Annotated in this window: 19 protein-coding genes, 2 tRNA genes and 1 pseudogene; 14 read left to right on the top strand and 8 right to left on the bottom strand. The window is 72.1% G+C overall.

Translation table 11 applies throughout. From position 1 onward, the window contains the following. From IPN03_17290 to IPN03_17265, 6 genes and pseudogenes are all read left to right on the top strand, one after another. The coding region (locus IPN03_17290; GenBank protein ID MBK9375420.1) for a hypothetical protein at window positions 1-218 on the top strand (218 nt) is incomplete at its 5' end. A 1373-nt stretch (window positions 219-1591) separates the two neighbouring features. Beyond that, on the top strand, window positions 1592-2260 hold the full coding sequence (locus tag IPN03_17285) for a hypothetical protein (protein ID MBK9375419.1): 669 nt from the start codon (window positions 1592-1594) through the stop codon (window positions 2258-2260). 368 nt (window positions 2261-2628) lie between these two features. After that, a complete protein-coding gene (locus tag IPN03_17280) occupies window positions 2629-2862 on the top strand; it encodes a hypothetical protein (protein MBK9375418.1) in 234 nt (77 codons plus the stop codon). Between the two features lie 344 nt (window positions 2863-3206). Beyond that, entirely contained in the window at window positions 3207-4322 is a 1116-nt protein-coding gene (locus tag IPN03_17275) for a hypothetical protein (protein ID MBK9375417.1), read from the top strand. A gap of 335 nt (window positions 4323-4657) precedes the next feature. Further along, window positions 4658-5060, top strand: a pseudogene (rfaE2, locus tag IPN03_17270) (D-glycero-beta-D-manno-heptose 1-phosphate adenylyltransferase). An 81-nt stretch (window positions 5061-5141) separates the two neighbouring features. Further along, window positions 5142-5675 carry an SIS domain-containing protein gene (locus tag IPN03_17265; GenBank protein ID MBK9375416.1) on the top strand — a complete coding sequence of 178 codons (534 nt, stop codon included), beginning with the start codon at window positions 5142-5144 and terminating at the stop codon, window positions 5673-5675. Window positions 5676-5678: 3 nt separating this feature from the next. Here IPN03_17265 and IPN03_17260 read toward each other — a convergent pair whose 3' ends face one another. The 3 genes from IPN03_17260 to IPN03_17250 form a co-directional block, all read right to left on the bottom strand. Further along, window positions 5679-5966, bottom strand: coding sequence for a cation:dicarboxylase symporter family transporter (locus IPN03_17260; GenBank protein ID MBK9375415.1), 288 nt, complete (start codon window positions 5964-5966; stop codon window positions 5679-5681). After that, entirely contained in the window at window positions 5963-6133 is a 171-nt protein-coding gene (locus IPN03_17255; GenBank protein MBK9375414.1) for a cation:dicarboxylase symporter family transporter, read from the bottom strand. The genes IPN03_17260 and IPN03_17255 overlap by 4 nt, the downstream gene beginning before the upstream one ends. A 68-nt stretch (window positions 6134-6201) precedes the next feature. Beyond that, window positions 6202-7098, bottom strand: a complete 897-nt coding sequence (locus IPN03_17250; GenBank protein ID MBK9375413.1) for a cation:dicarboxylase symporter family transporter — start codon at window positions 7096-7098, stop codon at window positions 6202-6204. 26 nt (window positions 7099-7124) lie between these two features. Here IPN03_17250 and IPN03_17245 point away from each other — a divergent pair. Together IPN03_17245 and IPN03_17240 are read left to right on the top strand one after the other, a co-directional pair. Further along, window positions 7125-7200, top strand: a tRNA-His gene (locus IPN03_17245). A gap of 22 nt (window positions 7201-7222) precedes the next feature. Then, window positions 7223-7300, top strand: a tRNA-Arg gene (locus tag IPN03_17240). On the opposite strand, the gene IPN03_17235 is transcribed toward IPN03_17240, so the two are convergent. After that, a complete protein-coding gene (locus tag IPN03_17235; protein ID MBK9375412.1) occupies window positions 7264-7686 on the bottom strand; it encodes a hypothetical protein in 423 nt (140 codons plus the stop codon). The genes IPN03_17240 and IPN03_17235 overlap by 37 nt on opposite strands. Before the next feature lie 619 nt (window positions 7687-8305). Here IPN03_17235 and IPN03_17230 point away from each other — a divergent pair. The 4 genes from IPN03_17230 to IPN03_17215 all read left to right on the top strand — a co-directional run bounded on the left by IPN03_17230 (window position 8306) and on the right by IPN03_17215 (window position 14070). Then, complete coding sequence (locus IPN03_17230) at window positions 8306-8629, top strand: hypothetical protein (protein ID MBK9375411.1); 324 nt, start codon at window positions 8306-8308, stop codon at window positions 8627-8629. 588 nt (window positions 8630-9217) lie between these two features. After that, the gene (locus tag IPN03_17225) at window positions 9218-9958 is read left to right on the top strand and encodes a hypothetical protein (protein ID MBK9375410.1); all 741 of its coding nucleotides are present in this window, start codon (window positions 9218-9220) and stop codon (window positions 9956-9958) included. Window positions 9959-10009: 51 nt separating this feature from the next. Continuing rightward, window positions 10010-10642: an alpha/beta hydrolase gene (locus tag IPN03_17220; GenBank protein MBK9375409.1), complete on the top strand. Its 633-nt coding sequence runs from the start codon at window positions 10010-10012 to the stop codon at window positions 10640-10642. A gap of 203 nt (window positions 10643-10845) precedes the next feature. Then, complete coding sequence (locus tag IPN03_17215; protein ID MBK9375408.1) at window positions 10846-14070, top strand: hypothetical protein; 3225 nt, start codon at window positions 10846-10848, stop codon at window positions 14068-14070. A 9-nt stretch (window positions 14071-14079) separates the two neighbouring features. Here the strand turns inward: IPN03_17215 and IPN03_17210 are convergent, their stop codons facing one another. Beyond that, window positions 14080-15204 (bottom strand): trypsin-like peptidase domain-containing protein, encoded by a 1125-nt coding sequence (locus IPN03_17210; GenBank protein MBK9375407.1) that lies wholly within the window; start codon window positions 15202-15204, stop codon window positions 14080-14082. 199 nt (window positions 15205-15403) lie between these two features. On the opposite strand from IPN03_17210, the gene IPN03_17205 reads away from it, so the two are divergent. Both IPN03_17205 and IPN03_17200 read left to right on the top strand, forming a co-directional pair. Next, window positions 15404-18106, top strand: a complete 2703-nt coding sequence (locus IPN03_17205) for a PD40 domain-containing protein (GenBank protein ID MBK9375406.1) — start codon at window positions 15404-15406, stop codon at window positions 18104-18106. Beyond that, window positions 18046-18525, top strand: a complete 480-nt coding sequence (locus IPN03_17200; protein ID MBK9375405.1) for an HIT family protein — start codon at window positions 18046-18048, stop codon at window positions 18523-18525. Before IPN03_17205 ends, IPN03_17200 begins: the two co-directional genes overlap by 61 nt. A 13-nt stretch (window positions 18526-18538) precedes the next feature. Here the strand turns inward: IPN03_17200 and IPN03_17195 are convergent, their stop codons facing one another. The 3 genes from IPN03_17195 to IPN03_17185 form a co-directional block, all read right to left on the bottom strand. Further along, the gene (locus IPN03_17195; GenBank protein MBK9375404.1) at window positions 18539-19117 is read right to left on the bottom strand and encodes a hypothetical protein; all 579 of its coding nucleotides are present in this window, start codon (window positions 19115-19117) and stop codon (window positions 18539-18541) included. A gap of 9 nt (window positions 19118-19126) precedes the next feature. Continuing rightward, window positions 19127-20980: a serine/threonine protein kinase gene (locus tag IPN03_17190; GenBank protein MBK9375403.1), complete on the bottom strand. Its 1854-nt coding sequence runs from the start codon at window positions 20978-20980 to the stop codon at window positions 19127-19129. 81 nt (window positions 20981-21061) lie between these two features. Further along, on the bottom strand, window positions 21062-22072 hold the full coding sequence (locus IPN03_17185) for a hypothetical protein (protein ID MBK9375402.1): 1011 nt from the start codon (window positions 22070-22072) through the stop codon (window positions 21062-21064). Window positions 22073-22101 lie beyond the last annotated feature (29 nt).

Raw genomic sequence — 22101 nt, 5'->3', positions numbered from 1 at the left:
GCGCCGGTCTACCGCCGGCATGGACGCTCGCCAGGCCGCTCGCGCCGATCGAGGCATGGTCGGCTGCCTATCGCCCGACGAAGAGGACCGCCCTTCTCATCACTCCTCGCCTCTCGAACCTCTGCAGCAAGGCCTGGATCTGGCGCCAGTACGACCGGAGCGTAAGGACGAACACGGTGATAGGACTGCCGGGAGACGCGGCCGTCCACTGCGCGTGAAGGGGAACGAAGGGGGCTGGCGCTGACGGCCGACGTCAACCCGCGCTACTGCTTCGCGGACCCGATGCGCGGCGCCGCGCGCGCCGTGGCCAGGGAGGCCCTGAACGTCGCCTGCACCAGGCGCGCGGCCGCTCGCCATCACGGACTGTCTCAACTTCCAGCCCCGAGCGGCCCGAGATCCTGGGCCAGCTCGCCGCGGCGGCGAAAGGCTCTCCTCGCCTGCCGCGCCCTCGGTGCCCGTCGTCTCGGGGAACATCTCGCTCTACAACGGGACCGACGGCGGTCGATCCTCCCGACGCCGACCGTCAGGATGGTCGGTCTCCTCGAGGACGTCTCGCGTGCGGTGCCGCACCCTTCGCCAACAGCGGCATGACGTCGTCTCGCCCTCTTCCGGCGAAACCCGCGACGAGCTGGGGCCGGCGCAATACCTCGCCACCCTCCTCAGCCGCGGCGGAGGCCCCTGCCCCCGTCTCGAGCCTCCTCGGCGTCCGCTCCCTCGTCGACCTCCTGAGCGACCTGGCGACCGACAGGCTCCTCTCCTCGGCGCACGACGTCTCCGGACAGCGGCGGCCTCGGCGTCGCGGTCGCCGAGGCGTGCATCCCGAACAGTCTCGGGGCCGACCTGAACGTCGGGGACAGCAGCGCTCCTGCCGACGGTCTACCTCTTCTCCCGGTCCACGCCGCGCGTCGTCGTCTCCCCCTCCGGGCAACGAGAAAATCGTGCGAGAGCGTGGCCCGGCGGCACAGGGTCTCGACGGCGCTTCCTCCAGGCGCATGACGAACGACGTCCTCCCGGGTGAGCGTGAGCGGGATGCCGTCCTCGGCGTTTCCGTTTCGAGTCTCAGGCGGCCTCCGAGAGGCCTTCCAGGGGACGACCGCAGGAGACCCCGCCTCGCTTCTCGCCGCCCTCGCCGCAGCAACGACGCTCGCCCTCGCGACCCCCGCGCCGGCAGAAGAAGCCCGGGCGCCGAAGGTCGGCGCCGCCCCTGACTTCACCCTCCGCCGGCCGCCGGCGGCACCTCATCGCCCTCAAGGATCTGCTGGCGCAGAACAAGGCGGTCGTCGTCGTTTTCGACGCGACGAGAGTGCCCCTACGCCATCGGCTACCAGGGCGCGTCGCGGTCTGTGGGAAGAATTGCGCCGGCAGGGGCGTCACTTTCGTCACGATCAACAGCCCGTCAAGACGGAGGCCCGCGGCCGAGTCGCCGAGGACGCGAAGAAGGACGGCTTCGCGTTCCCGGTCCTGGAGGACAAGCGGGAACAGGAGTCGCCGACCTCCTACGCCGCCGCAGAAGACTCCGGATCTGCGTCCTCGACCCGAAGGGGACGCTCACTACCGGGGCCGATCGGCGGACGCACGAGGACCGAAGAACGTGAAGTCGCCCGACCTCAGGAACGCGCTCTCGGGCGATCCTCGCGGGCAAGCCGTTCCCGCGGCCGGAGACGAGGCCTTCGGCTGCTCGATCAAGCCCGTCTGGTGGAGCTCCGCGGACCCCGCGTGCGCGAGGAGGGCGGCCGCCGCCGTCCTCGCCAGCTTCTCCCTCGCGGCGCTCCTCCTCGAGGCGCCGCCCCGCCGCCGAACCGGTGAGCTCCTGAAGCCCGGGGCCGACGCAGGTGCCGAAGTTTCTCAGGGAAAAGAAGGTCCCGTTCGTCTCCTGGCTGGCGAAGACGCGCGACCCGCAGGATTTCATCGATACCGTCGACCCGACGTGGGACGGATCGCTGCCCTACACCGTGGTCTATGGGCGCGATGGGAGGATCGCAACCCGCCTCTGGGCCTGCAGACCGAGGCCTCGTTCACGGAGGCGATCCGGAAGGCCACCGGCGCGAAAGTGAGGCGCCGCCCGCTTCTCGACGCTCTCTTCCTCGACCGCGACGGGACCCTCATCGCCGAGCGGGGCTTCCTCGCCGACCCGAAGGGCGTCCGCCTCGCGCCGGGCGCGTCCGAGTTGTTGGCGCGTTTCGTGGCGGAAGGGACGAAACTCTTCGTCGTGACGAACCAGTCGGGCGTCGCACGCGGGCTGACCCGCTGGGCGAGGTGAACGCGGTGAACGCCGAGGTGGCGAGGAGGTTGGTCGCCCGCGGCGTCCCGATCGCCGGCTGGCTCGTCTGCCCGCACCACCCGAGGAAAGGTGAAGGAGTACGCGGGTCGCCTGCCGCTGCCGCAGCCGGAGGACCCTCCTCCACAGGCGGGCGCTTCGCCGGCACTCCCTGTCGGCTGCGCGGTCCGCCGTCGTCGGGGACAAGTGGGACGACGTCGGCGCGGGCCTTGCGCTCGGCGCCTTCGCCGTCCACCTCCTCTCCGGGCACGGGCGCGAGCAGCGCGCGGCGGTACGGGAGAAGGGCGGGGCGCGCGTGATCCTCGCCGGGGGGCTCGCCGACGGCCTCCGGAGGCTCCCCGCGCCAGACCGTGACGACCTACCCCATCGCGACACGATCGTTCAAGGTGAAGACCGCCGACTTCGCGGCGCCTCCGTCGACGAGCGGCTCCTTCGAGGACTTCTGGAACGGCCTGCCGAAGATCCTCGCCGCCGAGTCGCTCCGGAAGGTCGCCGCCGCCATTCACGCCGCGAAGGGGAAGGGCAAGCCGGTCGTCCTCGCCTTCGGGGCCCACGTCCTGAAGACGGGGCTGGGGCCGGTCTGATCGACCTCGTCGAGCGCGGGTTCCGTGACCGCTCTCGCCACGAACGGCGCCAGCGGCATTCACGACTTCGAGGTCGCCTTCCACGGGAAGACCTCCGAGGACGTCGGCGCCGTCCTCGAGACAGGCGAGTTCGGGATGAGCCGCGAGACGGGGGAGGGGATCTTCCGCGCGCTGCGCGCCGGGCGGAAGAAGGGCGTCGGCTACGGCCGCGCGCTCGGCGAGGCGATCCTCCGGGGCGCCTCCCAGTACCGCCACCTCTCCTCTTCGCCGCGGCGGCGAAGGCGGACGTCCCTCTCACCGTCCACGTCGCGCTCGGAACGGACACGCTCGTCCAGCACCCGGGCATGGACGGCGCGCTCGTCGGCGAGATGTCGGTCCGCGACTTCACGACGATCCGGCGGGTCATCGCCGGACTCGGCGGCGGCGGGGTCTGGATCAACGCCGGCTCGGCCGTCATCATGCCGGAGGTCTTCCTGAAGGCCTTTCGATGGCCCGCAACCAGGGAACGACGTGAGGACTTCACGACCGTCGACCTCGACATGATTCGACACTACCGCCCGCACGAGAACGTCCTGAAGCGCCCGGTCCTCTCGGGCGGCGCCTCGTCCGCGATCACCGGCCACCACGAGATCCTCCTGCCGCTCCTGGCGCAGGCTCTCGTCCTGGGGCTGGAGGAGGGAAATGACCCCCGACCTCGAGGAGCGGACGATGACCCCGGCGGCCGGCGGCGACCGCCGGGGACCCGCCGCGGCCCCCCGCCCCCCAGGGGGATGCCCCGCGCGAGCTGGCGGCGCTCGCCGCCGCCGCGCCGAGCGGTGAAGGCGGTCGTCGCGGGCGACCTGATGCTCGACGAGACGTGGTTCGGGGACGTCTCGCGGGTCGCACCCGAGGCGCCCGTTCCGCTCCTGGCGCTCTCGTCGATGTCCCGCCGCGCGGGTGGCGCCGGAAACGTCGTCGAGAACCTCGCGGCGCTCGGCGCGCGGACGGTGGCGCTCGGGGCCGTGGGTCCCGAGGAGGAAGGGGAATGGCTCCGCCGCCACCTCGGATCCCTCCCGGGGGGCGAGGGACGCGTCGTCGTCGACCCGCTCCGGACGACGCCCGTCAAGCGGCGGATGGTGGCCGACGGGCGCCAGCTCCTGCGCGTCGACCAGGAGCTCCCCGCCGTCCTCTCGGCGGCGGCCGAAGAGGAGCTCGTCGCCGCGGGCCTCGCGGCGCTCGCGTCGGCTGAGGTCCTGCTCCTCTCCGACTACTCGAAGGGAACCCTCACGCCGCGCGTCGTGGCCGCTCCTCGGGGAGGCGCGCCGCCTCGGCAAAGGTTCCCGCGCTCGTCGACCCGAAGGGCAGGACTATTCCGCTACCGCGGCGCCACCTGCATCACGCCGAACCGCAAGGAGCTCGAGACGGTGACGGGGAGAGCGCCCGCGACCTCAGGACGGTGGCGCGGCTCGCCTCGCGCCTGAGGACGACCTCGGCCTCGACGCGATCCTCGTCAAGCTTTCGGAGGAAGGAATGCTCCTCCTGCCGAAGGGGGCGAGCCCCATCGCATCGTGGCGCGCGCACGGAGGTCTTCGACGTCACCGGCGCCGGCGACACCGTCCTCGCCACGCTCCGGCGTCGCGCTCGGTGCAGGGCCTCCCTCTCGCCGACGCGGCCGAGGTCGCCAACCGCGCCGCCGGCGTCGTCGTCGGCCGGACGGGAACGGCCTTCGGTCCGCTGGGCAGACCTCCTCGACGGCCTCACCTCCTCGCCGGCCGAGAAGCTCCTCGAACGCGGCCACGTCGCAGCCGTCGCGCAGATGCTCCGGCGGGCGCACAAGCGGGTCGTCTTCACGAACGGCTGCTTCGACCTCCTCCACCCCGGGCACGTCACCCTCCTCGGTGCCGCGAAGAAGCTCGGCGACGTCCTCGTCGTTGGCCTCAACAGCGACGCCGGTGAAGCGCCTCAAAGGGCCCGAGCGGCCGATCCTGCCGGAGACGGACCGGGCGCAGGTCCTCGGCGGCCTCGACGCCGTCGATTTCGTCGTCCTCTTCGAGGAAGACACGCCCGAGGCGCTCATCGGAGAGATCCGGCCCCAGGTCCTCGTCAAAGGGGGCGACTACACCGAGGAAGGCGTCGTCGGCGCCGCCTTCGTCCGCTCCTACGGCGGCGAGGTCGCGCTCGTCCGCTCCTTCCCGGCCGCTCGACGGACCTCCCGATGAGGGATGACGAAGATGAAGGAGACCTCGTGATCGACGCGCACCTTTCGGCCCTCGCGGCGACCGCTGGCGGCGCGCGGCTCGATGACGCCCGCGCTCGAGGCGGCGTGCGCCGCCGTCGCGGTGGCGATCCGTACGGGAAACAAGGTCCTCGCCTTCGGAAACGGCGGGAGCGCCACGCAGGCGCAGCATTTCGCCGCCGAGCTCGTCGTCCGCTGCAAGGAAGACCGGCCGGGCCTTCCGTCGATCGCCCTGACGTGCGACGGAGCGATCCTCACCGCCTGTGCAAACGACTACGCGTACGACTACGTCTTCGCCCGGCAGGTCGAGGCGCTCGGCCGGCCCGGAGACGTCGCGCTCGGCCTCTCCACCTCGGGCACCAGCCCGAACGTCGTGAAGGCTCTCGGAGGCCGCCCGCGCGCGAGGCCTGGTCACGATCCTCGTCACCGGTTCCCAGTGGCGCCGCCGAGGCCGCAAAGTGGATCACGGCCTCGTCGTTCCCTCCGCCGAGACCGCCCACGTCCAGGAAGTCACCCTCCACCTCCTCGGCGGAGGACGGGGGTCCTTTTTCTTTCCGGCTTGCCTGCAAGGGCGGCGGAGGATGGGGTCAGGTCTTGATTTTCATTCTACGGCTTGCTCGTAGAGTGTAGCTACAGACCAGCCCCAGGCTTGCGCCTCTAGATCTTGAGGGCGAAGCCTTCCCTTCTTCGCGACGTAGACGGCGCAGGAGGCGTCGCCGACGACGTTCGGGACGGTGCGGGCCATGTCGAGGAGGCGGTCGACGCCGATGATGACCGCGATTCCTTCTGCGGGGACCCCGACGGAGGTGAGGACGAGGACGAGGAGCGGGATGGAGCCGCCCGGTACGCCCGCGGCGCCGACCGCCGTGAGGACGGCGAGGAGGATCACGAAGAGCTGCTGCCCGAGCGAGAGGTGGACCCCGAAGACCTGGCGAGGAAGACGCAGGTGATCCCCTCGAAGAGAGCCGTCCCGTTCATGTTCATCGTGGCGCCGAGCGGGAGGACGAAGCCGGCGATCTGGGGCGGCACGCCGAGGTCGCGCTCGGAGACCTGGATCGTGGTCGGGGAGCGTCGCCGCCGAAGAGCTCGTCGAGAAGGCCGTGATCATCACGGGCGCATCTTCTTCAGGAAGGCCCACGGCGAGACGCCGCGAAGAACTTCAGGAGGACCGGATAGACGCCCAGGATGAGGAGCGTCAGACCGAACAGGACCGTCCCGACGAAGAACAGGAGTTGCCGGAGGATGTCGAAGCCGAAGCGCGAGGTGACCGAGAAGATGAGGCCGAAGACGCCGAACGGCGCGATCTTCAGGGCCATGCCGATGATGACCACGGTGACGTCGGCGAGCCCCTCGAGGAGCTTCATCCAGAGCCCGTTCTTCTCGGGCGCGAGCTTCGTGACGCCGATGCCGAAGAGGAGGGCGAAGAAGATGACCGGGAGCATGTCGCCCCTCGCCGCTGCGTCGACGGGGTTGCGCGGCACGATGTTGACGAGGAGCGAAGGCCCGAACTCGGCCTTGCCGGCGGACTCCATCTTCGAGGCCGCCTCGCCGCGATAGGTCTCCAGGAGCCTCTCGCGCGTCCCGGCCGGGAGCCCCTCGCCGGGCTTCAGGACGTTGACGAGGACGAGACCGATCGCCACCGAGAACGCGGTGACGGTGAAGAAGTAGCCCATCGTCCGGCCACCCACCCGGCCGAGCCGCTTCAGGTCCCCGAGGCTCGCAACGCCGAGCGCCAGGGAGCTGAAGACGAGCGGGATGACGACCATGAAGAGCATCCGGAGAAAGATCTGCCCGACCGGCACGAAGACCCACCGGTTCGCGGCCTCCACGGCGTCGGGGACGCGCGGCACCAGGTAGAGGTTCGCGCCGATGCCGCAGACCGCGCCGAGGAGGAGGCCGAGGAGGATGCGGTTCGACAGGGCGCCCTCGGAGGAGCCGTGGAAGGCGTTGCACCGTCGGTGGATGTCATGGCGTGGAAGGATGCCATCCCGGCGAGGCTGGCGGGCCAGTGCTTTTCTGATATCCTCCCGCCGTCCGAATGAGCGCGGTGAGAGTAGCTCAGTCGGTAGAGCGCCGGATTGTGGTTCCGGTGGTCGCGGGTTCGATCCCCGTCTCTCACCCCAATTTCACCGCTCTTTCGCATACGCGCCCGTAGCTCAGCCCGGATAGAGCGTTAGACTCCGGATCTAAAGGTCCCGCGTTCGAATCGCGGCGGGCGCACCACCCACGAGATCAGGCCGCCTTCGGGCGGCCTTTTTTCGTCGAGCGGCGGAGGGACCCGGGGACCGACCGTCCGGGCGGCGCCGGAGTGCTACGGGGCGGCCTTGTGCGCGTGGACCTTCGCGAGGAGAGCGGGATCCCGCTCCCGTGTGGCACTTTCCGCAGAAGGCCGCGCCCGGCTCGACGAGTCCGGCCGCCTTCGCCTTCGCCGGATCCTTCATCACCGCCAGCGACTTGTACTCGCTTCCGGGGCCGTGGCAGCTCTCGCAGTCCAGGGCGGGCTTGCGCCTGGCGTGGCCCGAGTCGGCCCAGGAGGTGTACTGCAGCTTGTGGCAGAGCTTGCACTTCTCGGCCCCGATGCGCGCGAGGCCGGCTTTCCCCGGTGTCACCGCGACTTCGCCGCCCGGGTCGGCGATTCCGGGAGCCGGCCTGGCCGCCGCAGGAGCCGCCGCCGCAGGGCCGCCTGGGGGCTGCAGGTGGGGGAGTCGGGGCCGGGGTAGCGGGAGGGGGGCAGGGGCCGCGGCGGCTCTGCAGCCTTCGGTGCCTGGCCCGCCGTCGGCGTCCTCGGACCGGTCTCGGCCGGTCTCGGCGGGGCGCTCCGGGGCGGACGCCCGGCGCGCCGGGCCGCGCGGCGGCCTCCGGGCTTGCCGCCGGCTGGGGCGCAGCGTCGACAGGAGCCGGCTCGGAGGGCGCTGCGACCTGCGGGGCGGCGTCCGCAGCGGCCTCGGAAGGAGGAGGTGCCGTCTCCTGCCCGGCGGGCGGGGCTTCCTCGCGAGCCTTGCACGCGAAGAGTAGGCTGGAGGTGCATGCGAGCAGGACGGCCGCGACCCACGGTTTCCTCATTGCGAAACCTCCTTCGATCCAAGGTGAGCGCACGACGAGCTTAACCCCGGGATCTCGAACGATTCACGGGCGTCGGCCTGCCACGTGATCCGAAACGGCCGGTGGCGCCGGGACAGGCCGTCGGGATGCGCCGGCTCGCCGTCTGCTCTACCATCCGGACGGCCAATGACCATCCCGCTCAGAAAGCCCGCGCCCTTCGTCCTGCTGGCGCTCTTCGTCGTGGCCGCCCTGATGCCTGCGGCGATCGCCGCGTGGGGACGCGACTACTGGCGGCCCGACGAACCCGACTACGCCCAGCACACGCGCGAGATGGTGCAGCGCGGCGACTACGTGGTTCCCTACCAGAACGGCGTCCCCTTCCCCGAGAAGCCGATCCTGACCTACTGGGCGGCCGCCGCGACGACGCCGTTCACCGGGGCGACCTCACGCCGTTCGGAAGCCGCGTTCCCTCGCTCGTCGGGACGATCCTCCTCGTCCTCGTCGCCGTGAAGGCCGCGGCCTGGCTCGGGGCCCCGCGCGACCGGTGGCTCGCCGGGGCGGCGATCGCCGTCGCGCCGCTCACCTTCTGGCAGGCGCAGTTCCTCCAGATGGACGCCCTCTTCTCGGGGCTCCTCGCCGGGGCTCTCCTGGTCCAGCTCCGGCTCGAGAACGACGACGCGCCGCGGCCCTGGCTGGCGTTCGGCGGGCACGTCCTCCTCGGCCTCGCCGTCCTGACGAAGGGGCCGCTCGCGATCGCGATCTCCGTCCTCGTGGCGGGAGTGTCGGTCGCCGCGACCCGCTCGCTGCGTCCTGTTCGGGTTCTCTACCCCGTGCGTGCCGCGATCGTCGTGGCGCTCGTCGCGGCCCCCTGGTACGTCCTCGCCATCCGCCGCTTCGGGTGGGACTACGCGTACGAGCTCCTCATCCGGCACAACCTCGTGCGGTTCGCCGCGGCCTGGGACCACATCCACCCCTTCTGGTACTACGCGGTCGAGAAGGTCTGGGTCGACTTCTTCCCCTGGACCCTCCCCGCGGTCGTGGCCATCGTCGTCCTCTGGAGGCGGGGGAGAGCTCGCCGCGAACCCGCGTCTCGCGTCGGTGCTCCGGGCCGTCGGAGCCGTCTTCGTCCTCCTCTCCATCTCGCGATCGAAGCAGGGCAAGTACCTCCTCTTCCTCTACCCGTTCGTCGCCGCCGTCCTCGCGCTCTTCGTGGCGCGCATGAGAGAGGCGGAGGACGATGCGGCGCATCGGGCCCGGCGGGCCGTGCGGGCAATCCTGGCGGTCCTCGCGATCGTTCTCGTCCTGGCGGCCGCCGCCCTCTACCCGGTCGCGGCGAGGAAGGTGCCCTCCGACGCGCACCTCGTCCCGTGGATCGCCGTACCGCTCGGCCTCGGAGCCGTCGTGGCGCTCGTCGTCCTCGCCCGGCGGCGGCGGGAGATCGCGGGGGCGGCGTTCGCGCTCGCCGCCGGGCTCTGGCTCGCGGAGGCGGCGCTCGGGGCGAAGGGCTTCCCTGCCTTGAACGTACGCAAGACCGCCCGTCCGCTCTACGAGAGGCTGCGCCCGCACGTGTCGGCCGGCGAGCCCCTGGCCTACGCGAGCAACCGGTTCCGGTGCTACGCCCTCGTCGTCCTCGACCGCAGGGTCGAGTGGGTGAAGACGCCCGAGGCCCTCCTGGCGTGGCTCGGGAAGAACCCGGGCGGCTGGGTCGTGACCGGCAAGAGCGAGTTCGACACGTGGCTCGCGGACGAGCCCGCCCTGAGAGCGCTCGCGCTGCGCGACAGCCATCCCGAAGGGAGCGACACCGGTCTCGTCTACAGGCTGCCTCAGCCGGGTGAGTGAGGTCCGGCCCGGCGTGACGGCTGCCGGATCGAGCAGGTCTATCCTCCCGGAATGACCCGAGAGCAGCCCTCGTCCCTCCGCCTCCTCGCCCTCCACGCGTTTCCTCTCGACGGCCGCATGTGGGGCCTCGTGAAGGCGGCCGCCGCGGCGGGCCAGCTCGGGGCGGGTGTCGCCGTGACGGCGCCCGACTTCCGTGGTCGAGGCGGTTCGGGCAGAACGGCCGAACCCGTCCACGCGATGTCCCTTCTCGCCCGGGACGTCCTCGAAGAGCTGCCCGGCGACGAGCCGTTCGTCGTGATGGGGCTCTCGATGGGGGCTACGTCGCGCTCGAGCTCCTCGCGCGGCTCGACGCCAGCCTGCGTGCGCGGCTGCGGGGCCTCGTCCTCTGCGACTCGCGTGCAAACGCCGACGACGACGCCGGGAAGGCGAAGCGCGCGGACTCGGCCGCCGCGATCGAGAAGGACGGCATGGAGCCCCTCCTTTCGAAGATGCTCCCGCAGTTCCTCGTCCCCGAGTCGCGCGGGGGCGCGCTCGAGCAGCTGGTCCGGACCATGTTCCTCGCGACGCCGCCGGCGACGGCGGCCGCGGACCAGCGGGGGATGGCCGGAAGGGTCGACCGTTTCGACGTCCTCGGGACGCTGGCCGTTCCGTTCCTGGCTGCCGTCGGCGACGACGACGAGCTGACGCCGCCGTCGGCCTCCGAGCAGATGGTGGATGCTGCGGTGAACGCGCCGTGGGTCGAGCTCCTGACGCTGCCGGGAGCCCACCTGGCCCCGCTCGAGCACCCCGAGGAGTTCCTCCCGAAGCTGCGCGCCTTCCTCGATCGCTGCCGCGGCTGATCCGTGCCGGCGGGCCGGAAGGCAGGAGTGCCCGCCTATGATCCGCGCGTGTTTCGAAGGACGACGGCCCTCGGCCTCCTCGCGGTCGTGCTCCTCGCAGCGGGCGTCGCGGAGGGGCTGGAGCCCGGCAAGCGCCTTTCCCAGTACGGCCTCGACGTCTGGCAGCAGGAACAGGGGCTGCCGCAGAACACGGTCCAGGCGGTCCTGCGCGGCCGGGACGGCTATCTCTGGGTCGGCACCCAGGAAGGGCTCGTCCGGTTCGACGGGGCGCGCTTCACGACCTACGACCGGCGCAGCACGCCCGAGCTGAAGCACAACTCGATCATCTCCCTCGCCGAGGGGCCCGACGGGACGCTCTGGGCGGGCACGAACGGCGGCGGGATCCTCTGCCGCCGCCGCGACGGAACGTTCGCGTCGATCGGCAGCGCCGAGGGCCTCGGCAGCCTCGTCGTCTGGTCGATCGTGTTCGACGCGGCGGGGGACGCCTGGATCGGCGGAGACGGGAACGGAGTCCAACGGCTCTCGGGCGGCCGGGTCGTGCAGCGGATCGGGATTGGAGAGGGCCTTCCGATCGGGCACGTACGGGTGCTCGCGTTCGATCCGTCCGGTGCCCTCTGGGTCGGGACGACGGGCAAGGGGGCGGCGGTCGTTCGGAGCGGACGCGTCGAACGGGTCGTCGGCGAGGAGGTCCTCGGATCGGGCCTGGTCCGGGGCCTGGCGCCCGACACGGACGGCGGCGTCTGGGTCGCCACGTCCGGAGGGGGCCTCACCCTCGTCAAGGGCGACGTCACGACGCCGTACCGGGAGAAGACCGGCTTTCCCTCCAACCAGGTCACCTCGGTCCACGTCGACGCGGGAGGAACGGTCTGGTTCGGGACGTGGGGTGCCGGGGTCGGCCGGCTGAAGGACGGCGTCGCGGAAGTCATCGGGACGCGCGAGGGCCTCTCGAACGACCAGGTCTGGGCCGTCACCACGGACGACGAGGGGAGCCTCTGGATCGGCACGTGGGTCGGCGGCCTCAACCGGCTCCGCGACGGGAAATTCCTGACCTACACGACGCGCGAGGGGCTGACGAACGACAACGTGCGCGCGCTCTGCGAGGGGCGCGACGGCTCGGTCTGGATCGCCACCGCGGGGGGAGGCCTGAACCGGCTGAAGGAGGGCCGTGTCACCTCGTTTCGAGAGGCCGACGGCCTGCCGAGCGACCACGTCTCGGCGCTCATGGAGGACCGGAACGGGACCCTCTGGGTCGGGACGAACCTGGGAGGGGCCGCGCGGTTCGCGGGCGGGCGCTTCACGCTCCTCGGTCCCGCAGAGGGCCTCCCGCACCACGACGTGCGAGCGTTCCTCGAGGACCGCGGCGGGAACGTCTGGATCGCGACGATCGGAGGAGGGCTGACGCGCGTGGCCCCGAACGGCAGCCTGAGGATATTCACCGTCGCCGACGGGCTTCCGACGGAGCGCTTCGTCGCGATCGCCGAGGGGAGCGACGGCGCGATCTGGCTCGCCTCGTCCGGGGGCGGCGTGACGCGGCTGGCCGAGGACGGGGTCCGGGTCTTCACGACGGAGAACGGGCTCTCGAGCAACCGCGTCATCGCGCTGAGGGCCGAACCGGACGGAACCGTCTGGGCCGGCACCTCAGGCGGCGGCCTGAACCGCATCCGCGGCGGGAAGGTCGCGCAGGTCACGACGCGCGACGGGCTCTTCGACGACCTCGTCCAGGTGATCCTCGACGACGGGAAGGGCTCCTTCTGGATGACCTGCAACAAGGGGGTCTTCCGGGTGTCCCGCGAGGAGCTCGACGCCGTGGCCGACGGCCGGGCCGCGAGCCTGCGGTCCGTGGCCTTCGGGACATCCGACGGGATGCGCAACGCGAGCGCGGCGGGCGGCCAGCAGCCCGCGGGCTTCGTGGGCGCGGACGGGCGTCTCTGGTTCCCGACGTTCCGGGGCGTCGCCGTCCTTGACCCGGCGCGGATTCGGGCCTCGGGCCGCACCCCGCGGGTCGCGATCGAGGACGTCTTCGTCGACGGTCGTCCGGCCGACCTCCGCTCTCCCCTCGTCCTTCCGCCCGGCACCGGGCGGGTCGAGATCCACTACACCGCCCTCACGCTCGTCTCTCCCGACAGGGTCCGCTTCCGCATCCGGCTCGACGGGCTCGAGAACCTGGCGGTCGACGTCGGGACGCGCCGTGTCGCCTACTACACGAACCTGCCGAGCGGCAGCTACGTCTTTCGTGTCTCGGCGGCCGACGCGGCGGGCGAGTGGGGCGAGAACGTGACGGCGCTCTCTTTCCGGAAGGCCGCGCGCGTGTGGGAGACGTGGTGGTTCTGGGTCGCGCTGGCCGTCCTCGCGACGGCCGCGGCGTGGGGAGTCGTGCGGTGGCGCGTGGCGCGGCACCGCGCGCGGGAGTCCGAGCTGCTCGTCCTCGTGGAGCAGCGGACCCGCAGCCTCTCCGAGGAAAAGGTTCGGGCCGAGGAGGCGCTCGCGAAGGCCGAGGAGGCGAGGGCCGATGCCGAGCGGCACCGCGAGGTCGCCGAGCGCGCCACCGCCGAGGCCGAGGAGGCGAGCCGGACGAAGAGCCGTTTTCTGGCGAACGTCTCGCACGAGCTGCGGACGCCGCTGAACGCGATCATCGGCTACTCGGAGATGCTCTCGGAGGAGGCGTCGGAGGAAGGCCGGCCGGCCCTCGCGAGGGACCTCGAGCGCGTCCGCACCGCGGCCCTCCACCAGCTCGAGCTCGTCAGCTCGGTTCTCGACCTGGCCAAGGTCGAGGCGGGGCGCCTCGACCTCGAGCTCGCGACCTTCCCACTGGCTCTCCTCGTCGAGGAGACGACCGCGATCGTCAGGCCGCTCCTGGCGAAGAACCGCAACGCGCTGGTCGTCCGGTGCCCCGCGGGGAAAGAGGACACGATGACGTCGGACCCGCGGAAGGTGCGCCAGTGCCTCTTCAACCTCCTTTCCAACGCCTGCCGGTTCACGCAGGACGGGACGGTCGAGCTGGAGGTCCGCCGGTTCGTCGACGAGGGCCGGTCGTGGGTCTCGTTCCGCGTCACGGACACCGGGATCGGCATTCACCCGGACGAGCTCGCGAACATCTTCGAGCCCTTCTCGCAGGCCGACCTCTCGACGGCGCGGCGGGAGGGCGGCACGGGCCTCGGTCTCGCCATCACCCGGCAGCTCTGCGAGCTGATGGGGGGGCGGGTCACCGTGGAGAGTGATCCCGGAACCGGCTCGACGTTCGAGATCCGTCTTCCGGCGGACGTGCCCGCCTGAGGCGCCGCTTCAGGGAGCCGCGGAGAGAGTGACGGCGACGCTCCGGGCCTCGCCGTCGCGCAGGACGAGCAGGACGAGCGTCTCCCCGGGTTTCCTCTCCTCGAGGGCGGTGATCAGGTCGTCGGCCGACCTGACCTCCCGCGCTGCCGCCCGGGTCACGATGTCGCCGAGGACGAGCGCTCCGGTCTCGTCGCGCGTCGTCCCGCGCAGCCCTGCCGCTGCGGCGCCCGTCCCGGGCGCCACCGACAGGACGAGCGCGCCCTCGATGCCGAGACGGGCGGCGACGGCGTCGTCGGCCAGCGTGACGCCGAGCTGCGGGCGGATGACGCGCCCGTGCTGGATCAGCTGCGGGACGATCTGGTTCACGGTATCGACCGGGACCGCGAAGCCGATGCCGGCGCTCGACCCGCTCGTCGACGCGATGGCCGTGTTCACGCCGATGAGGCGGCCCGCGCTGTCGAGCAGCGGTCCCCCCGAGTTCCCGGGGTTGATGGCGGCGTCGGTCTGGATGACGCCCTCGATCTGCCGTCCCGTCACCGACTCGATCGATCGCCCGAGGGCGCTCACGACACCGGTCGAGAGCGACTGGTCGAGGCCGAACGGGTTGCCGATGGCGAAGACCTTCTGCCCGACGAGGAGGTCTTTCGAGGTGCCGACGAGGATCGGCGTGAGCACCTTGCCGGTCGGGAAGACGCGCAGCACGGCGAGGTCACGGTCGGGAGCGGCTCCAACGAACGAAGCCGTCCAGGTCGAGCCGTCGGAGAGGGTCACGCGGGCGGAGGAGGCCCCCTGGATGACGTGGAAGTTCGTGACGACGTGGCCGGCCGCGTCCCAGACGAAGCCCGAACCTTCGCCCCGGGGAATCTCGGCCATCCGGAAGAGGCCGGCCCGGCTGCGGGCGAGGCTCGTGATGAAGACGACCGAGGGGCTCGCCTCGCGAAAGAGGGCGATCGTCGCCTTCTCGTCCGCTGCGAGGTCGCCCCGCGCCGTCACCGGTCTCGGCTCGGGCTCCGGAGCGGCGTGCTGCAGGCGGCGGCAGGAAGGGGAGAGGAGAAGCACCGAGATGAGCAGGGTGAGGGCCGTCCGCCGGGAGGGCCGGGGCCATCGGGGGTGCGCCCTGTCGTCGTGGTCCATCGGAGCCTCGGCTGGCGAGTATAGGGCGCGCTCCGTCACCGTGACGCCAGAGTAAGATCGACGGAGATCTCGAAGTGTGCCCCTGCGAGGGCGATGGAGCATCTCTGGAAGGCCGATGAACGCGGAAGCCTCACGTCCTCTTGCGCCCGGTACCCTCGTGGGCCGGTACAGGATCCTCTCCTCTGTCGGGAGCGGTGCGATGGGAGAGGTCTACCGCGCGGAAGACACGTCGCTCGGCCGGATCGTCGCGCTGAAGACCCTGCCCGGAGACCTCGTCGCCACGCCCGACCGGCGCACGCGATTCGAGAACGAGGGGCGGATCATGGCCTCCCTCTCGCACCCGAACCTCGTCCACGTCTACGACGTCGGCGAGCACGAGCGGGTCCCGTATCTCGTCCAGGAGTTCGTCGAGGGCGAGACGCTCGAGGACGTGCTCCTCTCGGGCCCGGTCGCCGCGCCCAGGGCGGCGCGCTGGATCGCACAGGCCGCGGAGGGACTGGTCGCCGCCCACGAGGCGGGGGTCCTCCACCGCGACATCAAGCCGTCGAACCTGATGGTTGGCCGGGACGGAAGAATCCGCGTTCTCGACTTCGGCCTCGCGAAAGTCCAGTCCGTACCGGAGGACCGGCGACGGAGCCAGCCGTCGCTCACGACCGACGGTCTCGTCGTCGGCACGGCGCAGTACATGTCCCCCGAGCAGGCGAGCGGGAAGAAGGTCGACGCGCGCAGCGACATCTTCTCCCTCGGCATCGTCTTCTACGAGCTCCTGGCGGGAAAGCTCCCCTTCGAAGGGGAGACGCCGGTCGACGTCATGTACGCCATCCTCCACCTCGGGCACCCGCCGATTCCCGGCTTCGGAAGCGGCGTCGTCCGGGGGTTCGCCGAAGTCGCGGACCGGGCCCTCGCAAAGGACCCGGCCCAGCGATTCGCCTCGATGCGCGAGATGGCCGCCGCGATCGAGGCGGTGCTGGCCACCGGGGGCTGGGAGCTCGGCGAGCCCGCACCCGCCCGCACCGCGTCCGCGCGGTTCCCGACGATGTCGGCGCCCCCCTCGGCGGTGCCGGCCCCCGGGAGCCGCCGGCGGCTCGCGCTCTTCGCCGTGGGGGCGTGCCTCCTCGCGGCCGTCGCCGGTGCGTCGTTCCTCTGGTTCGGTCGGGGCGGGGAGCCGGGGTCTTCCGGGGAGGGGCCGCCCCTCAGACCGGTCCAGCTGACCTCGTCCGCCGGCCTCGACGTCTTTCCCGCCTTCTCGCCCGACGGCAGAGCCCTGGCCTACGCGTCCGACCGGTCGGGCCGGTTCGAGATCTACCGCCGGCCCCTGGCATCGGGAAGCCGTGAGATCCAGCTCACGACGGACGGCCGGCAGAACCTCACTCCGGCCTGGTCGCCCGACGGCGAGACGATCGCCTACCACGTCAAGAGCGTCGGCGGCGTGTGGCTCGTGCCCGCCCTCGGTGGCGTGCCGCGCCAGCTGACGACGTTCGGCTCGCGTCCCTCGTTCTCGCCCGACGGCAAGGCCCTCGTCTTCGAGTCGGGGTCGGTGGTCGACTTCGCGGCGAACTCGCTCGGCGCGCTCCCCCCCTCCGTCCTCTGGATCGCCCCCCTCGACGGTTCGCCGCCGCGCCCCCTGACGCAGGTGGGGCGCCCGAGCGGCGGGCACGGCGCGGCGGCCTGGTCGCCCGACGGCAAGCGGATCGCCTTCGCCAGCTACAACCGCACGTCCTCCGAGATCTGGACCGTCGGCGTGGACGGCACGGGGCCGGCGAAGGTGAGCGAAGGGAACGGGCAGTGCTACGACCCGGTATGGGGGGCTGACGGCGGCGCCGTCCTCTTCCCGTGCTGGTCGGAAAACTGGAGCGTCGGAGTCTACCGGCGCAAGGTCGCGACACAGACGGGGAAGGCCCTCGGCGCTCCGGAGGAGATCGCGACGTTCGGTGTCGCGGGGCTCGGCTGGGTCAAGCAGCTGGCGGTCTCGCGCGACGGCACCAAGCTCGCCTACGCCGGCCTCACGATGGCCAGCAACATCTGGAAGGTGCCTCTCGACGCGCGGGGAGAGGCCAGCGGCCCGGAGTCGGCCGTGACGCGCGAGACGGGGCGGAACTCCCGTCCGGCCGTCTCGAACGACGGCAAGCAGATCGCGCTCAGCCGCTGGAGGCCCGGCGCGAACCAGGACATCTGGATCGTCGGCGCCGACGGCGGAGACGGCGTTCAGCGGACGACCGATCCCTCCGACGACGACTACCCGCACTGGTTCGGCGGAGACCGCCGGCTCGGGTTCATGTCGCTCCGGCGCGGCCACCGCGCCTTCTTCTCCCTCGACCTCGCGACGGGGCGGGAGGACGTGGTCGCCGACTTCGGCCCGGGGCACGACGCGATGCGCATCTCGCCGGACGGCACGAAGGTCGCGTTCCACTCCAACCGCGGAGGGACGACGCTGAACGTCTGGGTCGCCGAGCTCCCGGCGGGGACGCCGCGGCAGATCACCTCCGACACCGAGCTCGCCGCGTTCCCGTGCTGGGCTCCCGACGGCACGACGCTCGCCTTCGAGGCCAAGCGCGAAGAGGACGTCCACGTCTTCACGGTTCCCGCCACCGGCGGGACGCCGGTCCAGCTGACCCGCGGGCCGGGGCAGAGCTGGCCCTACTCGTTCTCGCCGGACGGCTCGAAGATCGCCTTCGCCGGCCTGCGCGACGGCGTCTGGAACGTGGGATGGGTCTCCCGCGACGGGAAGACGGATCGCACGGTGACGGCGAATCGCCGCCTCAATACCTACGTCCGCTACCCCGCCTGGTCGCCGACCGGCGACGCCATCTACTACGAGCTCGCCGAGACGACCGGGAACATATGGCTCGTCGAGATGTCCCCGTCGAAGGGCGGCCAGGAGAAGGCCGGAGGCAAGCCGTGAGCGAGACGATCTTCACGCGGATCATCCGGGGAGAGATCCCGAGCCACCGGGTCTACGAGGACGTGATGGTCTTCGCGTTCCTCGACATCGCGCCCCTCGCGCCAGGTCACACGCTCGTCGTCCCGAAGGAGCCGGCGGCCACGCTCGACGCGCTTTCCGAGGAGTCGGCGGCGGCCATAGGACGGGTCCTTCCGCGCATCGCCCGCGCCGTGATGGCCGCGACCGGCACGCGCGACTACAACGTCCTCCAGAACAACGGCGCCGCCGCACACCAGGCAGTGCCGCACGTCCACTTCCACGTCATCCCGAGGCCCGACGCCGGGCACGGGCTCGGCATCGACTGGCCGAGCGGCCGGCTCGACGCGGACGAGGGGAAGCGGATGGCCACCGCGGTGGCCGCCCGGCTGGCGGAAGGCTGACGGCGGCGACCGGTCAGGGCGCAGGGGCCTCGGCGAGCCGCCGCACGACGTCGCGGGCGAGGGCCGCCGAGACCTCGTCGTAGACCCCGTCGAGGACCTCCGTCTGGGTCGGGGGCTCGCCCGCCGGCTCGTCGGAAGCGAAGTACGCCTCGCTCCAGCGGGCCTTCCCGTCTTCCACCTCGACCTTGAGGGTGCAGCGCGCGCGGTCGATCCCGGACCTCTTCCGCCCGCCGTACTCGAAGGACGCCTTCGCCTCGACCACGTGGATCGTCACGACGCGCCGGGCTCCCTCCTCGACGCCCGCGGCGGCGTCGAGGAAATCGCGGACCTTCGTCGAGATCGCGACCCCCGTCGGGATGCGCGTGCGCGACGCGCCGCCGATGAAGCCGGACGCCCCCTGGACGTCGACCCGCGTGGGGAAGTCCGCCGGCTGCCAGCGGAGCGCGATCGGGCCGGGAGTCGTACCGCGCAGCCGGCCGGCCTCCTCGACGAGCCGCGGCGCGAGCTGGAAGCGGAACGGCAGGTAGATCTTGCAGGAGAGCGACGGCGTCACGAGAAGGAGCGCGAGGGCGAGGGCTGCGCGACGGCGCATGGGACCTCCTCAGTCTTCGATTCGAAGGGTGGCGGAGAAGGAGAAGCCGGAGAGGACGGCCCGGACGGCGACCCGGTCCCCTTCGCCGAGCCGGACTGCGAGGTGTGCGTGGGGCTCCGTCGGGGGAGGGACGGCGCACGACGCCCGCCGCGAGTCGAGGCCGCGGCAGAGGAGAGGCAGGGGGCTCCGCGCACCGGGGACGAGCGGGGCGTTGCCGCGGGTCGTCACGACGAGCGTCCCGAAGTGGCCGACACTCTCCCCGCTCCCCTCGAGGCTCCGCGTGAACTGGAAGAAGAGCGTCGTGCCGCTCTTCTTGACCTCGACCCACGCGTCTCTCACGCGCATGTCGGCCGGGTACGGACGGCGCGGAATCGCGGCGAGCGGGTCCGCGGCGACCACGGGCCGCTCGGCGGCGGGCGAAGGGCGGCCGGGGGCCGGGGCCGCGGTCCACGTCGGGAGAGGCGGCGGCGGCGAGGGGCGCGGCGTGGCGGTCGGGCTGGGGCGGGGGGACGGCGTGGGCGTCGGCGTGGGAGCCGGTGGCGGGACGGGAGTCGGCGACGGGACCGTCACCGGTGTCCGCGTCGACGTCGGCCGAGGCGGCGCCGTGGGGCGCTCGATCGGGATGGCGATGGAGAACGGGGTCTCGACGGGGGCCGGCGCGGACGAGGGAGAGGGCGACGGGGCACCGGGGGTGGCGGTCGGCGTCGGGTCTTTCGCGGAGGCATCCGGCGGCGCCTGCGGGGCCGTCGCCGTAGCGGCGGAAGACGCGGGAGACGCCGGACGGTCGGCGGGCCGCAGGATGATCCAGAGCGACACGCCGAGAAGCGCCACGAAGAGGGTGCCGAGGAGGACGAGCCCGGCGGGGATGCGCCTTCCGCTCTTTGCCGACGGTGTCGGCGTCGGGGTCGGCGGCGGCAGGGCCGGAGGCGTGCGCCGCTCAGCCGCCGGCCGCAGCGGCGGGCCGGAACCGGCTGCGGGCATCAGGTGCACCGGCTCGGGTTTCGTCTCCTCGGGCTCCAGCCGGGCCGTGAGAGAGCCGCCCCGGAGTCGCAGGGACCGGGCGAGCGCCTCCACGAACGCGGTACACGAGGCAAACCGCCTTTCCGGAGTCTTGGCGAGGACGCGGGTGAAGACCGCATCCACCTCGGGAGGAAGGCCGCGGCGGAACTGCGACGGCGGAGGCATCTCCTCGAACGCGGTCCGGCGGAGGAGGACGGGGGTCGGCTCCTTCTCGTACGGCAGGCGCCCTGCGAGGATGCGGTAAGCGACGATGCCGAGGGAGTACTGGTCCGCCGCGGGGCCGGCCGCCGTCCCCATCGCCTGCTCGGGCGACATGTAGAGAGGTGTCCCGAGGATCATTCCCGTGTGGGTGAGCTGGGTCGCCTCGTCGAGCCCCTTGGCGAGGCCGAAGTCCGAAAGGTGCGGCGAGCCTTCTTCGTCGAACAGGACGTTCAGCGGCTTCACGTCGCGGTGGACGATCCCCTTGCCGTGGGCGTAGTCGAGCGCCGAGGCGAGAGTTCTCAGCCACGCGACGGCGGTGCCGTCGTCGACGGGGTGCACGAGCCGGTCGGACAGGGAGCCGCCGGAGAGGACGGGCATCACGACGAAGAGCGCGTCCCGCTCGAGGCCCACGTCGAAGACCGCGACGATGCCCGAGTTCTGGAGCTGCGCCGCGAGGCGCGCCTCGCGCAGGAAACGGCTCGAGAACTCGGGAGACTCCGCGAGCGCCCCGCGGACGATCTTGACGGCGACCCGCCGCTTCAGCAGCTCGTCGGTCGCCTCCCACACCTCGGCCATCCCGCCGGCACCGAGCCGTCGCGTCAGCGTGTAGCGTCCCAGCTTCTGTCCTGAGACCGGCTCCATCGGGGAAGCCTCCGCGCTGTGAGGTGGAGCGGTTCAGTCTACGTCCGACGCGACCCGGCCGGCGAGTCGCTCTCCGTCGGCTCAGCGCCCGCGCGCGGCCGCGCCGAAGAGGAACCCTGCCACGGTCTCTGCCAGGACGAGGCCCCCAAGCGCGTGCCGCTGGGCATCGAACGCCGGGTCGTGGAACACGAGGAAGAGCCACGCCGCCGTACCGAGGCCGACCGCCGCACCGCGCGCGGCCTCCAGGAGACGATGGTCCCTCAGGGCACGCAACGCCTGACCGAGGAGGAGGAGCGCCGTGAGCGCCAGCGCGGCCGGCGGATACCAGCGCAGGTGGAGGGCCTCGGGCGGCCACGAGCCCGCCGCCACCTCGCCCGGGGCGAGGGCCGCGGCGAGCGGGAGGGCCAGCCAGAGCGCCAGGAGTGTCGCCTTCATCGCACCGCTCAGCGCACGACGCAGCCGCCGGGCGGGACGGGGCGGACGGGCGCTCCTCCCCATCGCCGTCCTCACGTCGCGCGCGGCAGAACGGGTCAGACCCGTCCCCGCGGCGAGGCGGGACGGGTCGATCAGGTCGGCGATCGAGAGGCGCAGGAGAAAGAGCGACCAGAACGCGAGGCGCGCGGGGAGGACGCGGCCCGAGAGGACGAGGGTGAGCGAAACGCCGGAGAGCGCGAGGCCGAACCCCTCGAGGAGGAGGCGAACGCGCGAGACGCTCCGTGAGGCGGTTCCCTCGGAGCGGCGGGACGCGAGAGAGCGGTGCACCACCGACCCGAGGACGACGAGGACGATCGCCGCGCCGCCGAGCGCCGGCCCTCCGGGACCTGAGACGAGCCGGAGCGCGGCGAGCGGGAGCGAGCAGGCAGAAAGGAGCACCGCGGCGCGGAAGGACCGGACGAGCGTGTCGCCTCCGGAAGCGAGGGCGGCGTAGAGGAGAAGGACCGCCGTCGCCACGGCGACGAGAGCCGCGAGAGGTCGCGCGTCCGCCGGGATCGGGACGGGAAGCGCGGCGAGCCGGGCCGCCGCCCCCGTCCTCTCGAGGACATGGACGTAGAGCGCGAAGACGCGGGCGAGAACGTCGACGGCAGGAGGCACGCCGGGAGGTTACAGGGCCTCGAAGGGAA

This window comes from Holophagales bacterium, from assembly GCA_016719485.1.
In the GTDB taxonomy this organism is placed as follows: Bacteria; Acidobacteriota; Thermoanaerobaculia; order UBA5066; family UBA5066; genus UBA5066.
This window is presented reverse-complemented; position numbering and strand designations above follow the sequence as displayed.